General features: G+C 49.8%; 14 protein-coding genes. 5 read left to right on the top strand and 9 right to left on the bottom strand.

The annotated features are described in order from the left end of the window. Positions 1–19: 19 nt before the first annotated feature. The 3 genes from HMPREF0860_RS04985 (at position 20) to HMPREF0860_RS13220 (ending at position 3,265) form a co-directional block, all read left to right on the top strand. Complete coding sequence (locus tag HMPREF0860_RS04985) at positions 20–751, top strand: hypothetical protein (protein WP_021330614.1); 732 nt, start codon at positions 20–22, stop codon at positions 749–751. A 104-nt stretch (positions 752–855) separates the two neighbouring features. Beyond that, a complete protein-coding gene (locus tag HMPREF0860_RS04990; protein WP_021330815.1) occupies positions 856–2,217 on the top strand; it encodes a PFL family protein in 1,362 nt (453 codons plus the stop codon). A gap of 97 nt (positions 2,218–2,314) precedes the next feature. Beyond that, on the top strand, positions 2,315–3,265 hold the full coding sequence (locus HMPREF0860_RS13220) for a GNAT family N-acetyltransferase (RefSeq protein ID WP_021330737.1): 951 nt from the start codon (positions 2,315–2,317) through the stop codon (positions 3,263–3,265). A gap of 1 nt (position 3,266) precedes the next feature. Here HMPREF0860_RS13220 and HMPREF0860_RS05000 read toward each other — a convergent pair whose 3' ends face one another. From HMPREF0860_RS05000 to HMPREF0860_RS05030, 7 genes are all read right to left on the bottom strand, one after another. Further along, positions 3,267–4,160, bottom strand: coding sequence for a YitT family protein (locus tag HMPREF0860_RS05000; RefSeq protein WP_244870189.1), 894 nt, complete (start codon positions 4,158–4,160; stop codon positions 3,267–3,269). Positions 4,161–4,280: 120 nt separating this feature from the next. Beyond that, positions 4,281–5,312, bottom strand: coding sequence for an extracellular solute-binding protein (locus tag HMPREF0860_RS05005; RefSeq protein WP_021330816.1), 1,032 nt, complete (start codon positions 5,310–5,312; stop codon positions 4,281–4,283). A gap of 62 nt (positions 5,313–5,374) precedes the next feature. Next, the gene (locus HMPREF0860_RS05010) at positions 5,375–7,033 is read right to left on the bottom strand and encodes an ABC transporter permease (RefSeq protein WP_021330617.1); all 1,659 of its coding nucleotides are present in this window, start codon (positions 7,031–7,033) and stop codon (positions 5,375–5,377) included. Further along, positions 7,020–8,153 carry an ABC transporter ATP-binding protein gene (locus tag HMPREF0860_RS05015; RefSeq protein ID WP_021495555.1) on the bottom strand — a complete coding sequence of 378 codons (1,134 nt, stop codon included), beginning with the start codon at positions 8,151–8,153 and terminating at the stop codon, positions 7,020–7,022. The genes HMPREF0860_RS05010 and HMPREF0860_RS05015 overlap by 14 nt, the downstream gene beginning before the upstream one ends. Positions 8,154–8,579: 426 nt before the next feature. Further along, positions 8,580–10,523 (bottom strand): DUF4139 domain-containing protein, encoded by a 1,944-nt coding sequence (locus tag HMPREF0860_RS05020; RefSeq protein WP_051169967.1) that lies wholly within the window; start codon positions 10,521–10,523, stop codon positions 8,580–8,582. A 408-nt stretch (positions 10,524–10,931) separates the two neighbouring features. Then, positions 10,932–11,879 carry a ParB/RepB/Spo0J family partition protein gene (locus HMPREF0860_RS05025; protein ID WP_021330628.1) on the bottom strand — a complete coding sequence of 316 codons (948 nt, stop codon included), beginning with the start codon at positions 11,877–11,879 and terminating at the stop codon, positions 10,932–10,934. After that, a complete protein-coding gene (locus HMPREF0860_RS05030; RefSeq protein ID WP_021330592.1) occupies positions 11,872–12,627 on the bottom strand; it encodes a ParA family protein in 756 nt (251 codons plus the stop codon). The genes HMPREF0860_RS05025 and HMPREF0860_RS05030 overlap by 8 nt, the downstream gene beginning before the upstream one ends. Positions 12,628–12,672: 45 nt before the next feature. Between HMPREF0860_RS05030 and HMPREF0860_RS05035 the strand changes: the two genes are divergently transcribed. Continuing rightward, positions 12,673–13,962 (top strand): class I SAM-dependent methyltransferase, encoded by a 1,290-nt coding sequence (locus HMPREF0860_RS05035; RefSeq protein WP_021330759.1) that lies wholly within the window; start codon positions 12,673–12,675, stop codon positions 13,960–13,962. Between the two features lie 155 nt (positions 13,963–14,117). Here the strand turns inward: HMPREF0860_RS05035 and HMPREF0860_RS05040 are convergent, their stop codons facing one another. Continuing rightward, positions 14,118–14,849: a head GIN domain-containing protein gene (locus tag HMPREF0860_RS05040; protein WP_021330743.1), complete on the bottom strand. Its 732-nt coding sequence runs from the start codon at positions 14,847–14,849 to the stop codon at positions 14,118–14,120. Between the two features lie 77 nt (positions 14,850–14,926). Between HMPREF0860_RS05040 and HMPREF0860_RS05045 the strand changes: the two genes are divergently transcribed. Then, positions 14,927–15,730 (top strand): Rpn family recombination-promoting nuclease/putative transposase, encoded by an 804-nt coding sequence (locus HMPREF0860_RS05045; RefSeq protein WP_021330776.1) that lies wholly within the window; start codon positions 14,927–14,929, stop codon positions 15,728–15,730. A gap of 246 nt (positions 15,731–15,976) precedes the next feature. Here HMPREF0860_RS05045 and HMPREF0860_RS05050 read toward each other — a convergent pair whose 3' ends face one another. Continuing rightward, positions 15,977–17,194: a hypothetical protein gene (locus tag HMPREF0860_RS05050; RefSeq protein ID WP_021495552.1), complete on the bottom strand. Its 1,218-nt coding sequence runs from the start codon at positions 17,192–17,194 to the stop codon at positions 15,977–15,979. Positions 17,195–17,542: the final 348 nt, after the last annotated feature.

A 17,542-nucleotide genomic window follows, 5' to 3' on the forward strand; every position in this document is an offset into this window, starting at 1 on the left:
GTTTTTATGGGAGGTTTTTATGAAAAAATTAATAATTGCGGGACTTGCGGCGGCGCTCGCATGCGGAGCGTTCGCACAGCAAAATGCGCCGGCCTTCGACGATCCGAAAGCATCCGTCATCGCCGTTTCGTCCGCCGCCGTTCCGGGCAAAATGAAAGACAATATCAAGCTTATCAATTTGTCGGACGACGAAAATATTTCGTTCCGCGTATACATCTACGATTCGAAAAAAGCATCGTGGAATTTATACGGCAAAGCTTTGCTCAAAGGCTTTTACGACGGCGATACTATCGATTCCGATTTTGAAGACAAAATACGCAAAGTCGAATACGTCGCCGTCATTCCCGACGGAAACGGAGTGTACGAATACGAAGCGGAAAAAAAGCACAACGACTTGCGTATCAAAATCCATTCGCCGAACGGCTCGGCCGACGAAAGCTATAAAAAAGATGCGGTGACAGTCGACGTACGGAGCGTTCCCGGCGTTTTCAAAGACAACGTCAAATTCGTCAATGAGACGAGCGATAAAAATATCTCGTTCACACTGTACGCGTTCAACGATAAAAACGGAATATGGCAAAAGGCGGGCGTCGCCGTTTTAAAAGACTTCGGCGATACGGACACGGTCGATTCTCCGCTCGAAGATTCGCTTCCGTCGTACGCCTGTTTCGCCGTCGTTTCGCGCAGCGGAAAAACATACGCATACGATTTTAAAAAAGCGAATAAAGACTTTATCATTACGGTGCGGTAAAAAGCGGGTATGCAAAGCGTACGAAACACTGAACAGGAAAATCGTACCGTTCGTGCGCGCGTGTTCCGATTTACTTTATTTTCGCCAACTGCTAAAATAGCTCTATGATTTTTTCAGCGACCGAAATCGAACAGACTGTCAATATGTTTATGCGGCAAAAGCTCGACATCCGCGCGATCACGATGGGCATTTCGCTGCGGGACTGCATTTCAGACGACGGCAAAAAATGCCGAAACCGCATCTACGATAAAATTATGAAGCGGGCGGGGAACCTCGTCAAAGTCGGCCGCGAAATCGAAGCGGAATTCGGAGTGCCTATCATTAACAAACGTATTGCTGTCACGCCGATTGCGATGATTGCGGAAGCGAGCGGCGAACAAAATTACGTCGCATGGGCGGAAACGCTCGACAAAGCCGCAAAGGAACTCGACGTCGATTTTGCCGGCGGCTTTTCGGCTCTCGTGCAAAAGGGCATCACTGCGGGCGATGCCGTCCTCATCGATTCGATTCCCGCGGCTCTTGCATGTACCGAACGGGTGTGTTCGTCGGTCAATCTCGGTTCGACGAAGAGCGGCATCAATATGGATGCCGTAAAGCTCATGGGACAAATCGTCAAAAAAACGGCGGAACGCACGAAAGAAAAAGACGGCATCGGCTGCGCAAAGCTCGTCGTGTTCTGCAACGCGCCGGAAGACAATCCGTTTATGGCGGGCGCTTTTCACGGGCCGGGAGAAGGAGACGCGGTGCTGAGCGTCGGCGTTTCCGGACCGGGCGTCATTCTCGCCGCCGCAAAAGAATACAAAGGAAAGCCGATCGACGAACTTGCCGACGGCATCAAAAAAACGGCGTTCAAAGTTTCGCGCATGGGACAGCTTGTCGGAACGGAAGCGGCGCATCGTCTCGGCGTCGAATTCGGCATCCTCGACCTGTCGCTTGCGCCGACTCCCGCCGTTGGAGATTCGGTCGCGCGCATCCTCGAAGAATGCGGCCTTGAAAGTGCGGGCGCTCCCGGTACGACGGCAGCTCTCGCTATGCTCACCGATATGGTAAAAAAAGGCGGCGTTATGGCGAGTACGAAAGTCGGCGGTCTTTCGGGCGCCTTTATTCCCGTGTCGGAAGACGAGGGGATGATACGCGCGGTAAAAGAGCACTCGATTACGCTCGAAAAACTCGAAGCGATGACGACGGTGTGTTCGGTCGGCCTCGATATGATAGCGATCCCCGGCGATACGGAAGCGTCGACTATCAGCGGCATCATCGCGGATGAACTGGCGATCGGCATGGTCAACAACAAAACGACCGCAGTGCGCGTCATCCCCGTTCCCGGAAAAACGACGGGTGATTGGGCGGAATTCGGCGGTCTCTTAGGCGGCGCACCGGTTATGGCGGTAAACGCGTTCGGCTGTAAAGAATTCATCGAGCGCGGCGGGCGCATTCCCCCGCCCATTCACAGCTTCAGAAATTAACAGGTCGAACGTCGAGTTTTAGGAAACTCGAAATTGAAATTAATAATTTGCAAGAGTCGTCGTTTATTGATATGCGAAAAAATCGGAAGGTATCGTCATGCGCTTTGTTCCGGTCGATGAAAAAAAGAAAGCGGAAACGCTCGCCTTCCTCGCAAAGTACGAGCGCTTTTGCGTATCGCTCGTCGAACACATCCGGCTCGGAGGGGGCGACAGCTTTACAGTCGAAAGCGATGCGCGCGAAACGCTCGGCGTCATAAGCGTCAAAAGCAGAATGCTCCTGTGTATTCCGAATGCCGTTTCTTTGCAAAACGCTGCAGCATTTTGTACCTCCCTCAAAGCTTTTTTGTCGGATAAAAAAATCTCATGCGTAAACGGAGAAGCGGACGCATCGCACTTTATCATGAAAATCCTTGCGGAACTCGGCCGAATGCCGCTGCACGTAAACGAATACGCATTGATGACGCTTTCCGAAGCGGCGTTAAAAAAAATCCAAGCAAAAGACAAACGGCATGCGGCGGTACCGGAAGAGCCGCAAATGTGCGGTATGCGTACGGAGTGCGCTGCGGCAAATCCGATTTCGGAAAATGCGGCGGCAACCGGTGAAAAAGCGTGTTGTGAAAAATTTAAAATAGTCCGATGCGGTATACGGGATGCCGATGCGCTCATGCCGCTGCAGCTCGCATACGAAGCCGAAGAAGTGCTGCCGCCGTGCAGGACGCAAAATCCCGCCGTCACCCGAAAAAATCTCGAACGCATTTTAAAAACCGAATATGTCGTCGCGCTGCAAAACGCCCGCGGCGAGCCGGCCGCAAAAGCGAACACGAATGCTGTCGGTATCCGCTGGGCGCAGATAGGCGGAGTGTACACTGCTCCCGATTTCAGAAGAAAGGGATGCGCATCGCTCCTCGTCGAAACGCTCGCCGAAAAAATCGTCGCATCGAATCGGCTGCCGGTGCTCTACGCACGGAACGGAAACGAAGCCGCGCAAAAAGCCTATTCGGCGCTCGGTTTTACGAAGACGGGCGGCTTTACGATAGCGTATTATTAATTTAATCTTTCGGGCGCAGATAAAATTGACCGAGTATCCGCTTCGAATGGAAGATATTGATAAATGCGAGAGGGTCGGCTTCTTTTATCTCCCGCGCAACTTTTTGCACTTCATCCGCAGCGACAACCGAATACACCAAATCGCGTTCCGCTCCGTGATAGCAGCCCTTGCCTTTAAAGACCGTCGCATCGTGGTTCGTTATTTCGTGAATCGTCCTGTATACGTCGGCGGGACGGTTCGTAATGACAAAGAGCGTCGTCTTTTGATAACGCTTGTATATGGAATTGAGCAGCTGGGTCGCGGAAAATTGGAAAAAAATCGAATAGAGCGCGCGCTCCCAACCGAAGATCGCGCCGGCGACCAAAAGGATCGCAGCGTTAAAGACGAGCATATAGTTCCACGCGTCTCTGCCGTATTTTTCGGAAATGAAAATCGCGATGATTTCGGTACCGCCGCCCGACGCACCGGCACAAAGGCACAGGTATCCGCAAAACGCCGCAATGATACCGCCGAAAACGGCTGACAGCAGCACGTCGTCGATGATCGCAAAATCGGGAAAGAGGTCGACGAGTACGGAAGAGGTGACAACCATGAGACAGGTGTACAGCGTAAAACGTCTGCCGATGTATTTAAAACCGATGACGATAGGGATGACGTTCATGACAAGCATGACGGGACTGTACGGAAGCTCAAACGAAAAATACGTCCGTGCGACATGCTGAATGAGCAGCGTCAATCCGGTAAAACCGCCGGGGAAGCGATCGCCCGCACGGATAAAGGTTTTCATATTTAACGCCGAGATAACGGCCGCAATGAGAATGAGCGCTATTCGTCGAAAAGTCGTACCGATGCCGCCGATGCGCTCTTTAACAATTTTTTGTACCGCCTGTCGCATAGATGCAAGCATATACTATTTTCACGTTCGTGGCAAATGAAAGCGAAAAAAAGGGCTGCCCAAAAACTGAAGTTTTTGGGCAGCCCCTCCTCATGTAAAACGCTTTTCGCAGCGTCTTCCTTATTTATGATTCGACGTGTAAATCGCGTTCCACCGTTCGAGCACCGCTTTTTTATTCGCAATCAGCCAATCGATATCGCGGCTCACCCATTTCACGTCTTTGCTCGCGGGGAGATACTTCGACGTATACGTCGCTTTCGTATTCGTCAAGCGCAGCGTCTGCAGCGCGTTGCCGAGTTCCGTTTCGCCTTCCGGGCTCATCAAAAATTCTATGAGCATTTTTGCGCCTTCGGGATTTTTGCAGCCTTTAATCATCGCGCAGCCGAACGCCGATGCGGACGTCCCTTCGGCCGGATACACCATTCTGATATTCGTTGCACCGGATTTCAGCAGCGTCGAAGCACCGTCTTCATACGTCAATCCGACGACATATTCACCCGTCTGTACGCTTTTGAAACATACGGAAGACGACGTCGAAACGACGAGACCGTTTTTAATAAGTTTTTCGATGTAATCCCATGCCTTCGGGCTGTCGTTCCCGTACACGGACATGATATTGCATACATTGTTCCACGCGGCGGACGACGAATTGGGATCCGAAAAAACGATTTTGCCTTTTAATTTCGGATCGAGCAAATCGGGATAACCTTTGATGTTCAAACCGAGCTGCTTTTCCAAATCGGTGTTGACGCAGAACACGACGGTCGAAAGGTGATCGAGATTGTAAAAACCGTTGTTCGATCGGTAGTCGGCCATGATCTCCGGTTCATACTTCGTCAAAAACGGTTCGAAGAGATCGGCATTGATTTTGCCGTCACTGTTCGAAAGACCGCCCCACATGACGTCGCCCTGCGGATTGTTTTTTTCTGCGCGGATCCGCGCCGTCAATTCGCCGGCAGAACCGTTGACGACTTCGATCGTCATTCCCGGATTTTTCGCTTCGAATAATTTCGTTAAATTGCCGATATCGTTTTCAGTCATCGAAGAATACAAAACGATCCTGTTGTTCTTTTTGTCGGATTCTCCGAGAGAAAAAACCGGAAGACACAAACTCGCCAACAACGCGGCAAAAATTATCGATTTCGTTTTCATAAATACCTCCATATTTTGTAAATTTGAAAACTAATTTGAGAACCTCAAAAGTACAATGTTTTTTATACCTGTATATCCTCTGCGCTGCTCACTTTCAGGTAGACGAGCAGCGATACGAACGTCAAAACCGTCAAGATGGACGAAAATGCACACGCCATCCCGTAATTTCCCATCGCGATAGAAACGTATGCGGACATCGTCAGCGTGATCGTGCTGTTGTTGTACAGGATGATGGAGCTCGACAGTTCCGTTACGAGCGAAACCCAGCTCAAAATCGCACCCGACAAAATGCCGTTCGTCATCATCGGTACGGTGACGGCGCGGAAGGTTTTCAGCTTTGACGTGCCGAGACTGATAGACGCTTCTTCGATGCTCATCGGGATTTGAATAAGATTTGCCGTCGCCGAACGTATCGTATACGGCATACGTCGTATGACGAACGAAATGATCATGATGAGCATCGTCCCCGTCAGCGCCAGAGGTTTATTGCTGAACGCGATGACGAGCGCAATGCCGATAACCGAACCGGGAATAATATACGGGATCATCGAAATGGAATCGATCAAATTGTTCCAGAGATTGGAACGGCGCACGACGAGGTACGCGATAAAGATCGAAAGCAAAATAATGACGAGCAGCGCGAGGCCGCTTATGAGCAGAGAATTGGAAAACGAACGGAACAAGAGCCGTCTGGCCGCAGCACGGTAGCTGTCGAACGAAAAGCCAGCTTTGAACACAGCCATATCGCATTTTTTAAACGACAGATAGATGACATAGAGCTGCGGCAAAAACGAAAACGCAATGATGAGGTAGCAATATGCGTTCATCAAAATACCGCCGACCAATCCGGGATTTTTCTTTTGTACGGGGTGCAGCGCGTTGATCGAAAATTTGAATTTATTCGTGCCCCACTTTTGCAATGCAAACACGAGCGCCGTGATGACAATTGCGATGACGCTGATCGTCGCCGCAAAATGAAAATCGGTACCGTTTTCGCCGAGGTATTGATTGTAGATCTCCACCGGGAACGTCCGGAATCCTTCGCCGAGTAAAAGCGGCGTTCCGAAATCCGCGAACGATCGCATAAACACGAGCAGCGATGCCGCGAGAATCGTCGGCATACAAAGCCGCAGGATGATTTTGAGCAGGCGGTTTACGCCGACGCAGCCGAGGTTTGCGGACGCTTCGAGCAGACTGTTATCGATGTTTTTAAACGCGCCGTTCATATAGATAAACACGAGCGGAAACAGTTTAAGCGTTTCGACGAGGACGATGCCGCCCATACCGTAGATGCTGCCGAACATTTTTATGTGCAGCGTGTTTTCCAAAAAAACGGTGAGCACGCCCGACCTGCCGAGCAGCAGAATCCACGCGTACGCGCCGATAAAGGGAGCCGACATACAGCACAAAATACTCAAAATGAAAATCGTTTTCGCGCCTTTTAATACGTAAAACGAATAAAAGTACGAAAACGGAATACCGATGAGGAGTGAGCACAGCGTAATTAAAACGGCGAGCTCGAAACTGTTTAATATCGTACGACTGTAGTACGGCTTCGAAAAAAACGTCGCAAAGTTCTGCAACGTAAAGCGTCCGCTTTCGTCGAGCACCGCCAGCCTGAAGATCTTTATCATCGGATAGAGCAGCGTCAATATAAACGCCGCCATGATGACGAGAGACACAAATGTCCAAACATCGACTTTTCGTTTATTGTGCAGCATGTATGCTCTCCGTGTCCGCATTGTCGTCTTTTACGCCGGACAAAATATTGTGTTCTCCGTCGGCGGTAAAAATATTGATCTTATCGATATCGAGACCGAGCTTTATATCGCTGTCTTTTTTTAATAAATCGTCGAGCGCCGAAATTTGAATCGTTTCGATTTCCATGCCGTCCGGCAGTGTGATGACAAAGTGCGTGCTCAAAACGAGGAAAATGCAGTCGAAGATCTTTGCGGATATCCCGTCTTCGCCATGCTTCCGCATAAGGAATTCTTCCGGCCGTATGGAGACGACGACATCCTGATCGTGCTTATACCGATCCTGCACGTTTTTCACTTCGACTTCGTAATCGAATATCGACAAAAAGCACGAGCCGCCGCGAACGGTGAGTTTACCGTTTATTAAATTGCTTCTGCCGATAAACGAAGCGACGAACATATTGACGGGACGCTGATAGATCGCTTTCGGCGTTCCGATATGCTGGATAACGCCGCCGTTCAAAACGGCGATCCTGTCGGAAACCGCCATCGCTTCTTCCTGATCGTGTGTAACGTAGATCGTCGTAATGCCGATTTTTTTCTGCATTTCGCGGATAACCGAACGCATTTCAACGCGGAGTTTTGCGTCGAGATTGGAAAGCGGTTCGTCCATCAGCAAGACGCTCGGTTCGATGCAGAGTGCACGCGCGATCGCGACGCGCTGCTGCTGACCGCCGGAAAGCTGGCTCGGCATCCGTTCCGCGAACTGATCGATCTGCATCAATTTTAAAAACTTTTCCGCTTGGTTGTGTATTTCCGTCCTTGTCAATTTTTTATTTTGCAAACCGAATTCGACGTTTTTTCTGACCGTCAAATGCGGAAAGATCGCATAGTTTTGGAACACCATACCGATATTCCGCTTCGAAGGATCCAAATCGTTTATGCGCTTATCGTTAAAATAGAAATCGCCGCCTTCGATGGAATTAAAACCGGCGATCATGCGCAACAGCGTCGTTTTGCCGCAGCCCGACGGGCCGAGCAGCGTAAAAAATTCTCCTGCATGGACACCGACATTCAATTTGTCGATTATCGTTTTACCGTCAAAAATTTTTACCGCATCCTTAATGGTAATACTTACACTCATATAATAACTCCACTTATGGTATATCTTTTTATTATATTTCAAAAAAAGCGTTTGTCAAGTTTGTAAGAGTTTTATTTTGCAAATTTCCGATATCTCCGGGTAAATTTTCGACTTGACTGTTATATCGTTCGGAATGATATATTTTAAGTCTATTTTCATAAACCAATAAGTTCCATCCATCTTTCGATTAGGATCGTATTTTCTTAATAAGGAAATTATACCTTTTAAACAATTCCATTATAAAATCCTTTAAAAAATTGCAGCATTGAAACAAATCAGTCATTTTTTCTTCTCCTCGTCATCGCGTAATGATTATACTATAGCGAGGAAATACTATCATTTTATGATAGCGAGTAAAAAAATGCGATAGTGCGTTTTCTCTTTAGCTCAGCAGTACACGAGCTTGCCGACGGTATCTGCGCCCGTTCAGCCGGCCTTTACCGTTTTCAGATAATCGGAAAAATCTTTTTCGGCTTTGTCGAGATTTGCGCGGGCGGCTTCCGTCTTCGTTTTAAGCGAATCGAGTTCGCTTTCGAGGCGCATCAGTTTGTCGAGGAATTGTTTGCCCTGCGCAGTCGAAGAGCCCGTCGCTTCGAGGTTTTCGCGCGCGCGCCTTTGCTCGTCGCCGGTATTTTTGCAGTCGGCGGAAAGCTTTTCGTAGGCGCTCTTCGCTTCGTCGAGCTTTGCCTTTTTTGCCGCGATGTTTTCAAACGCTTTCCGCACCTCTTTCGGCATATCGGCATCGCTTGAGCAGGCGATAAAATCGTTTACACTCATCTTTATGAGAGCGGCAGTAGTTTCGACGATTTCGCTTTCGCTTACCGCGAGCGTGCCGGTTGAATTTTTATCGACCGAAAGCGTAAAGCGGTAGAGGGCGGGCGTTTTTTCAAGCAGCGCTTTCGTCGCAACGAGGGCGGCATTGCCCGTGATCGGGTGTTCGATGAGGACTTTCCGCGATTTTGCGGCGGAGTTTTTTATCGTATACGTCGAATCGTAAACACGTTTTTTCGTGGTGTGCAAAAGCCCGCCCGCGATTTTCACCGTATCGATCGATGACGAAGTTTTTTTTGTTAAGCTGCCGTTCACTTCCATATCGTCACCGTAGCCGATGATGCGCGTATCTCCCGCAGGCAAAAATTCGAGCACGGCGTCCCCCGCATACGCGCCTTCTGACGAAACGGAAACGGGACCTGCCGGGAATTTCATGCCGGACGTATTTTCGATGCGGACGCAGAATTTCGGGTGCGTGTTTTCTCTGAGATGCATATTTGAAAAAACGGAAAACTTTTCGGCGGGCAGTTTTACCGCGGCAATCGGAATCATAACGCTTTCCTGCCGGCCGATCGTAACGGGTTTTACCGGCGTAAACGTAAACATTTCGGCGGATGTGTCGGATGCCGCGACGTTCCGATTTACGATGTCCCGAAGCGAATCGCCGTAATCGTAACTTGAACCGATTTTCGCTTCGGCGGCGACTTTGTTCATGGACATCTTCATGCGTGGGGACGAAGCTTCCATGTACGCTTCATCGGCTTCTCCGTACGCGGAATCGTAGGTTTCCGCAGCGGCTGCCGCACCTGCCATGAGGGGCAGCGTCGGACGGTACGTAAAATACGGCGGATACAGATCCTGCTTAAAACCGACGGGACGTCCGGTCGTCAGCGTCAAGCGCACCTCGTTCCAGTCGATGTCGGTCGAATTGTCGACGATAGCCCACGCTTGAAACTCCGCAGTGCCGAAACCCGTGTCGATGCGGTACGTCGGCTTCCACACGGGAGACTCCATAACGTATGCGAGGCGGACGTCGCGCTTTCCCGCAGCATCGATGAGAATCGAAAGATTTTTTTTCGAAGCGGACGAGAAACGAAGCAGAACGGAAAGTGCGGTATTTAAATCTTCTCCGCGCTTCGGATCGGTAAAGCGGAACGATTTTATTTCTTTAAACGGAACGATGTGAACGCCGTCGGAAGTGAAAAGCGAAAGCGTATCGCCGCCTGATTCGCGCTCGCGTCTGTCGACCGTCAAAATTTTTCCGGCGAGTTTTTCGGCTGCCTTTTCTCCGGTGGCAACTTCGATCTCCGCGCCGCGCTGGGCGTACAATATATCGGCCAAATCCGAAACTTCGCTCAGGTTGACGCTCAAGCTTTCAAGGATTTTCCGAAGCGCGTCTTCCGACTGATAGGCGACCGAAATATTTTTTGCCGCCGAATCGGAAACGATAAGCGATTTTAAAACGTCGTTGATCTGTTCCGGCGTAAACGATAAGCCGATGCGGGAAGCGCCCGATGCTTGTCCTTCGTGTTCGTAATAGGCGACGCCCGACGAATACAGCGTCACATTTTTCAGCGGAACCGTCGTGTCCTTATACATAGCCGCTCCTTGTGCAAAAACAGCTGCAGATGCAATCGATAAAGATATTAATAGTATGAATGTCGATTTTTGAAATTGAGACATAATAAAAGATGTGCTTTCGGCGAGAACCCGTCCGCTTAGCCGCAGTCGAGCTTTTGAAGCAGGCTTCCGTAAGCCTAACGCTCGAAACGGCACGCGGCCGGAACCTCGTCTCCGCACAATATTATTTGTTTTCAAAAATCGCCATTCACTTGATCTGCGGACAGGATGGAAGATTTCGAGTTTTAGAAAACTCGAAATTGATATTAATAAAATATGTTTCACGGCATCATCCGTAGAAAAACAGATGCACACGTATGCAGTTACAAAAAGAGGCGTATGTTTCGATACCGCAGTCTCCGGCACCGCTGAACGCAAAACTGAAAATTATGTTCCGGAGATGACGGCGTACAGTCTGTCCAAATCGGCGCGGCTGAAATAATCGATTTCGATCGAACCCTTTTCAAGCGTCCCGTTGATTTTGCACTTTGTACCGAGCTTTTCGATAAATCTTTGTTCGATTGCAGCGATATCGGTATCTTTTGCTCCGCGCTTTTTTTGCTTTTTTTTCGTGTCCGCGGCTCTGCCCCCGCCGTTGAACGATGCGGCACTTTCTTCGGCTTGGCGCACGGAAAGACCGTCTGCGATAATTTTATTAAAAAGCACGCGCTGGTCTGCGGGGTTTACGACCGAAAGCAGCGCACGCGCGTGACCTGCCGTGAGCTTTCCTTCGATGAGAGAAGCCTGCATATCGTCGGGGAGCTTTAAAAGCCGAAGCGCATTTGCAACGGTGGAACGTTTTTTGCCCACGCGCTGAGCCGCTTCGTCCTGGCTCAGATCTCCCATCTGCATGAGATTGTAATACGCCGCCGCTTCTTCGATCGGATTCAAATCGGTACGCTGTATATTTTCGATGAGCGCGATTTCGAGCTTTTTTTGATCGTTGTAGCGCCGTATCTGCACGGGAACTTTTTGAAGCCCCGCAAGTTTTGCCGCGCGCGTGCGACGCTCACCGGCGATGATGAAAAAGTTTTTTTCGCCTGCGGGTTCGACGATGATCGGCTGCACGACACCGTGCTCTTTGATCGAAGAAGCGAGTTCTTCGAGCGACGCCTGATCGAATTCTTTGCGGGGCTGACGGGGATTCGGCTGCAATAGAGCGACGTCCGCCCACAGCGCGCCGTCCGCATCCGATTCTATACCTTCGGGCAATTTCACACCGGCGGCGATATCCGACACGGAAACGACATCCGCATCGACGGAAGCGCTTTCTCCGCCCGTATTCATGAGCGCGTCGAGTCCCCGCCCCAATCCGAGTCCGCCTTTTTTAGCCACGGCGCATCACCTCTTCCGCAAGTTTTTTATAACTGACCGCGCCGACGCACGACGGATCGTATTCACAGATCGGCTGGCCTCTGGACGGCGCTTCGGAAAGGCGCACGTTGCGCGGGATGATCGTAGAAAAAACGAGATCTTTAAAATACGACTTTACCTGCGTTACGACATCCTGTGCGAGACGCGTGCGCGAATCGTACATCGTAAAAAATATACCGCCGATCACAAGATTTTTGTTAATGCCCTGCTGCACTTTTTTTACCGTCTGGAGCAGGAGCGTAATGCCTTCGAGCGCAAAGTATTCGCACTGCATCGGAACGAGCACCGCGTCCGCGGCGGCAAGACCGTTCAGCGTCAAAATGCCGAGAGACGGCGGACAATCGATGAGAATGTAATCGTATTCGTCCTTTAGGTTTTCGAGCGATTTTTTGAGGTAAAATTCGCGGTCGCTTTGATCGACGAGCTCTATCGCCGCTCCCGACAAATCGATGGAAGCGCTGAGAGCATCGAGATTTTTTACCGATGCGTGTTTGATGACGTCGGCGGGAGATGCGAGACCGGCGATGAGTTCGTAAACGGTCGGCTTGTCTTTCGACACTCCGACGCCGCTGGACATATTGCCTTGCGGATCGAAATCGACGAGAAGCGTTTTTTTGCCGGCGAGCGCCATATATGCGCCGATATTGATAACCGACGTCGTTTTGCCGACGCCGCCTTTTTGATTTACGAATACGAGACATTTACCCATACGCTTTACTATATCATTTTTTCGGAAAATAGTATACTCGATAGTATGATACTTTCGGCAACGTTTTCAAAACCGGTAAAAAACGTCGAAGCGATTTTAGGCAGACCGTACACCCGCATAAAAATAAAGCGGCACGCAGCTTCTTCGGGCAAAGCGTATTTTGCGGAAAAATTTACCGTGACGCAGGCTTTTCAGGAGTATTACACGGAAGAAGAATTCGGCGATTTTTTGAAAGCGCACGCGGGCACGACGTTTAAAAACTGCGTCGAGCGCACGGAAACCGAAATCATCACGATACTCGGAAATAAAAACGGAAAAACGACGACACTCCGAAAGTCGATCGAAAACGGAACTCGCCGGCAATTCGGCTCGAACTGCGGTGATACGGAATGCGGCGGCGCGGGGTGCAAAAATTCCTGCGCCGGTCAATCGAGTGCGAGAGGACACAACCATACAAAAAATTACCTCATCCCCGAAGGAAAGCCCGCGCCGTTTTTCGTACTTCTCGGAGTGATGACGGCCGAAGGAAAAGTCATCGCGTCGAAGTACGATAAGTTCAGGCAAATAAACCGCTTTCTCGAATTCATAGACGATATCATTCCCTCGGTTATGCGCGCGGCAGGCACTTCGCGCCCCCTCCGAATCATCGACTTCGGTTCGGGAAAATCGTACCTCACCTTTGCGCTTCACTATTATCTCAAAGAGATAAAAAAAATCGACGCGCTCATTACGGGACTTGATTTGAAAAAAGACGTCGTCGCTTATTGCAATAAAACGGCGGCGGCGCTCGGAGCGGAAGGGCTCGACTTTGCCGCAGGCGACATCGCCTCTTATGCGGACGGAGATAAAGCCGACATCATCATCACGCTGCACGCATGCGATACGGCGACCGATTACGCGCTCGCCTATGCCGTAAACTGCGGCTGCAAAGCGATTTTAAGCGTACCCTGCTGTCAGCACGAACTGAACGCCGCGCTCGATAAAAATACCGCAGACGCCGCGTTCGCTCCGCTTTTAAAATACGGTATCATCAAAGAGCGCTTTACCGCTCTTGCAACCGATGCGCTCCGCGCGGAATACCTCGAAAAAGCGGGATACGACGTCAAGCTCCTCGAATTCATCGCGCTCGAACACACGCCGAAAAATATTTTGATCCGCGCCGTCAAACGGGAAGCGGACAGCCGCACAAAAGAAAAAGCGAATGCTGCCGCCGCTCAAGCGAAATCCCGCGCAAGCGGAGAAGCGAAAGCGCTCACCGATGCACTGCACGCCGAGCCGATACTGCGGAAGTTACTGCAGAAATCGGGCGCTGCCGAACAGGAAACAAAACACTGAATTCGCTTCGATGCTGCAGAGTGCGAGCGTCACCGATTAGCGCTGCAAGCGGTTACGGCGTCCGCTTTGCTGCGGCGGACAGCGTTCAAGTTTATAAACAGCGGCCGCCGAAATGCCGAAGATAATCCGACTGAAAGACGATGTACCGGTCTTTTTTAGAGAGGCCTTATCTTCCCGCTGCCTGAACTACGTAATGTTATACGCGGGCTGCCTTTATAATAAATTATACCCGAGCCGCTTACGACTCCGTTTAACGTGTTCTTTGCCCAAACTTCCGCAGAACCCGATCCCGAAATATCGACCGAGACATCGTTTGCTTCCAATTCGGCGGCTTTCATTTTGCCGGAGCCGGAGATAAAAGCGTTTATATTCTCCGCTTTGCCCGACACCGAAACGGTTCCCGAACCCGCTATTTTCAGCTCTGTTTTTTCTACGGTAAGATTTTCGACTTTGATTTTCCCCGAGCCGGAAACGCTCAGCATCAAGTCCATTCCTTTCGTGTTGCATTTCGGCATAAACACTTTGGCGGAACCCGAAACGTACAATCCCTTCAAGTCCGGCAGAGTAACGGAAACTTCTTGTTTGGTGCTTTTCAAGTTGTATGTGCTTTTTACTTTGATATGCAGTATTCCGGATGAAACATATATGTCAAAAAACGGAAATAAATTTTCATCCGATGTAACTTTTACAGCAAAGGTGTCGCCCTGTTCGACGTTTACCGTCCAGCTGCCCGAACAGGAAATTGCAGTAAAATTTTTCAGATCAAAACTTTTCGTTGCAATATTCCCGTTTCCGTCGACGATATGTAAAAGTTCACAGCCCGTACAGCTAAGCAAAAAGAACACTGCCGCCGCAAAAATCACAGTACCGATTAATTTCGTTTTCATAGCTGATCTCCCGTTTTCGATTTTACTTATCGGATTTTATAAAATCGGCAACATTCTTACAAGTCCTATTGTTCTCGATGAAAGAATCAAATGCGCTCCGTCTCGAACAGGTCATGTACATGGCTTTCCGCAATGACGTCGCCTGCCTCATCGACGGTAAAATCATCGTGTTGGTCGAACACCAATCGACAATCAATGCCAATATGCCGTTGCGCTTTTTACAATATGCGGCGCGGCTTTACGAACGCATCCAAAACCCGCGCGACCGCTATCTGAGACGTCTGAAGAAGATCCCTACGCCGGAGTTCTACGTGTTCTATAACGGAGAAGAAGATTACCCCGAAAACACAACCCTCCGTCTTTCCGACGCCTTTATGACGATACCCGAAAAACCTTGCCTCGAACTCGTTGTCAGCGTGACGAATATCAATTATAATAGGGGCAGTAAAATCTTACATACGTGTAAGCCGCTGAAAGAGTACACGCTGTTCGTAGACGCCGTACGAAGACACACGAAGCTCGATCCTGAAAACGGCTTTCAGAACGCGATCAAAGAGTGTATACAAAACGACATCTTACGGGAATACTTACAGCGAAAATCGCGGGAGGTGATGAATATGCTTATAGCCGAATACGATTATGACGTGGACATAGCTGTACAGCGGGAAGAAGAACGGGAAATCGCACTGCAGGAAGGTATCGCACAAGGCGAAGCGAAAGGTTTTTCGCTGGGTATCGCACAGGGAAAACTGGAAGGCTTTTCCGATGGCTCATATCAAAAGGCGCTGCAAGATGCGGCCAATCTCAAACGGCTTGGAGTTTCCATCGGTATTATCGCACAAGCTACAGGCCTTACCGAGTCGGAAGTCGAACAACTGTAAGGCCGCGCTTTCCGCAAAACGCGGGGCGCACACCTCGCTTGCTCAAGTCCACAGTTCACCCCTACTCCCCGCTTTTTCTCAAACGCATGCCCCACACCGCCCCCGCATTCCGGCAACTGCCGCGTACACGTTTGCCCGCTCGTCACGCGCATTCTCCCCGCTATAAAAAAATCCCGCAACGTATGCTGCGGGATTTTTGCCCTACCCGTACAGAGCGCACGGGTCGGTTGTCAAATAAAGTTCAGCTTAGAAAGCGATCTTCATAGCGACAGGGATCGAAAGTCCGAATACAGGAGTACCTTTTGCAGGCGTATCGCTGTAGATCGGAATCGCAGCCTGTACGGCACCGGAAACGGTTACGTTTTCAACCGGGTTGATGGTCGTACCGACTTGGAATTTAATGTTATCCTTTTCCTTGTATGCCTTTGTATTCTCATCGAAATATCCGAGTTCACCGAAGAGCGTAAACATATCGTTCAACATATAGCTTGCGTTGAGCGCGATGTATTTACCGTCGGTATATGCTTTATTGTCGCCTTGTTTAGCTGTTTCAAGAGAGTAGTTACCCATAACGGTGAAAGAAAGCGCATCGAGCGGCAAAATGCGTACACGCGCGTCGAGACCGATCGTCGTATTGTCGGTTGCGCCGCTGTTATCGAATGCGAGCGTACCGCCGACGGCGAAGTCGAGCATATTGATCGGCATCATGCGGAAATATACACCGGTTACTGCAGTGTATGCTTTCGGCACTTTTACATCAGCGATGATCGTAAAGAGCTTGGACTGGTATGCGGCTTCAAAGCCGTAACCGCTCTTGAGGTGCGGGAAACCGGGATCGGAATCGAAAATGGCGGCTTTTACGAGAAGCTTCGCATCTCCGATCGGGAACGTATAATCGCCGATCGCGGCAAGGTTCGTACCGTGCGTCATATTGTTCGCATCGACGCCGACATTGTCTTTAATCGCCGTACCGAATTTGTACGCTTCGACGAATGAAATGCTAACGATTTTGCCTACAGACTGGCGCATGCGCAGACCCATCGCGTTCGTTGAGCGGCTGGCAAATTTACCTGCGGTAAATTTGAGTCCGCCGATATTGAACCATCCCAATACATCACCGGCAGCGAGCAAGGGTTTTTTCGAAAGGATAAGATTATCTTTTTCGTCAATGACACCATCGCCGTTTCTATCCCAATTATTATCTTTCGCGTTAAAGATCAATGCTTCGTTCAGATCAAACGTGACTTCCGCCGTAACGCCGGCATTCTTTCCCGCAGCGGTAACGCCGATGTGCGTATCGTCAAGGTTATCCTGCGCAAAGTATGCCGCATCCGGATCCGTATCCTTTTTGAACGTCCAATCCGCGGCGATAATCCCCGTTCTGAATTCGACTCCGGTCGTAACTTGTGCGAATGCGCCCGCGACGAGTGCGGATGCAAGCACAACACCTAAAATCTTTTTCATACAAAAAACCTCCATTTTTGCATCGGCTGCCGGACCGACGGTCTTTTTATGACAGCCGTAGTTAACAGTTGATACAACTGTAATTCTTTTTCAATATAGCACAAGCCGGCTCCGCTGTCAACTCTTTTTTTGCTTTCTAAAACACCCCTATTTCCCCCTTCGTTTCACGGGAAATTTTTAAAAATGCGTTATCGAACGCGCTCCGGGCGGCACAAGCTATACGGTGCGATCCGATTGATGATGTGTCATTCGGTAATCGATTCATTATACACCGTTTCGGCGCCGATATCATCGTCTTAGTCGAATATCAGTCCGCAATAAATCGGAATATACCGCTTTTGCAACGAG

Source organism: Treponema socranskii subsp. socranskii VPI DR56BR1116 = ATCC 35536 (genome assembly GCF_000468115.1).
GTDB lineage: Bacteria > Spirochaetota > Spirochaetia > Treponematales > Treponemataceae > Treponema_D > Treponema_D socranskii.

What these genes read in the sequence shown, in the direction of transcription:
- HMPREF0860_RS04985 (WP_021330614.1), top strand. Translation starts at nt 20, where the DNA reads ATGAAAAAATTAATAATTGCGGGACTTGCGGCGGCGCTCGCATGCGGA.
- HMPREF0860_RS04990 (WP_021330815.1), top strand. Translation starts at nt 856, where the DNA reads ATGATTTTTTCAGCGACCGAAATCGAACAGACTGTCAATATGTTTATG.
- HMPREF0860_RS13220 (WP_021330737.1), top strand. Translation starts at nt 2,315, where the DNA reads ATGCGCTTTGTTCCGGTCGATGAAAAAAAGAAAGCGGAAACGCTCGCC.
- HMPREF0860_RS05000 (WP_244870189.1), bottom strand. Translation starts at nt 4,160, where the DNA reads ATGCGACAGGCGGTACAAAAAATTGTTAAAGAGCGCATCGGCGGCATC.
- HMPREF0860_RS05005 (WP_021330816.1), bottom strand. Translation starts at nt 5,312, where the DNA reads ATGAAAACGAAATCGATAATTTTTGCCGCGTTGTTGGCGAGTTTGTGT.
- HMPREF0860_RS05010 (WP_021330617.1), bottom strand. Translation starts at nt 7,033, where the DNA reads ATGCTGCACAATAAACGAAAAGTCGATGTTTGGACATTTGTGTCTCTC.
- HMPREF0860_RS05015 (WP_021495555.1), bottom strand. Translation starts at nt 8,153, where the DNA reads ATGAGTGTAAGTATTACCATTAAGGATGCGGTAAAAATTTTTGACGGT.
- HMPREF0860_RS05020 (WP_051169967.1), bottom strand. Translation starts at nt 10,523, where the DNA reads ATGTATAAGGACACGACGGTTCCGCTGAAAAATGTGACGCTGTATTCG.
- HMPREF0860_RS05030 (WP_021330592.1), bottom strand. Translation starts at nt 12,627, where the DNA reads ATGGGTAAATGTCTCGTATTCGTAAATCAAAAAGGCGGCGTCGGCAAA.
- HMPREF0860_RS05035 (WP_021330759.1), top strand. Translation starts at nt 12,673, where the DNA reads ATGATACTTTCGGCAACGTTTTCAAAACCGGTAAAAAACGTCGAAGCG.
- HMPREF0860_RS05040 (WP_021330743.1), bottom strand. Translation starts at nt 14,849, where the DNA reads ATGAAAACGAAATTAATCGGTACTGTGATTTTTGCGGCGGCAGTGTTC.
- HMPREF0860_RS05045 (WP_021330776.1), top strand. Translation starts at nt 14,927, where the DNA reads ATGAAAGAATCAAATGCGCTCCGTCTCGAACAGGTCATGTACATGGCT.
- HMPREF0860_RS05050 (WP_021495552.1), bottom strand. Translation starts at nt 17,194, where the DNA reads ATGAAAAAGATTTTAGGTGTTGTGCTTGCATCCGCACTCGTCGCGGGC.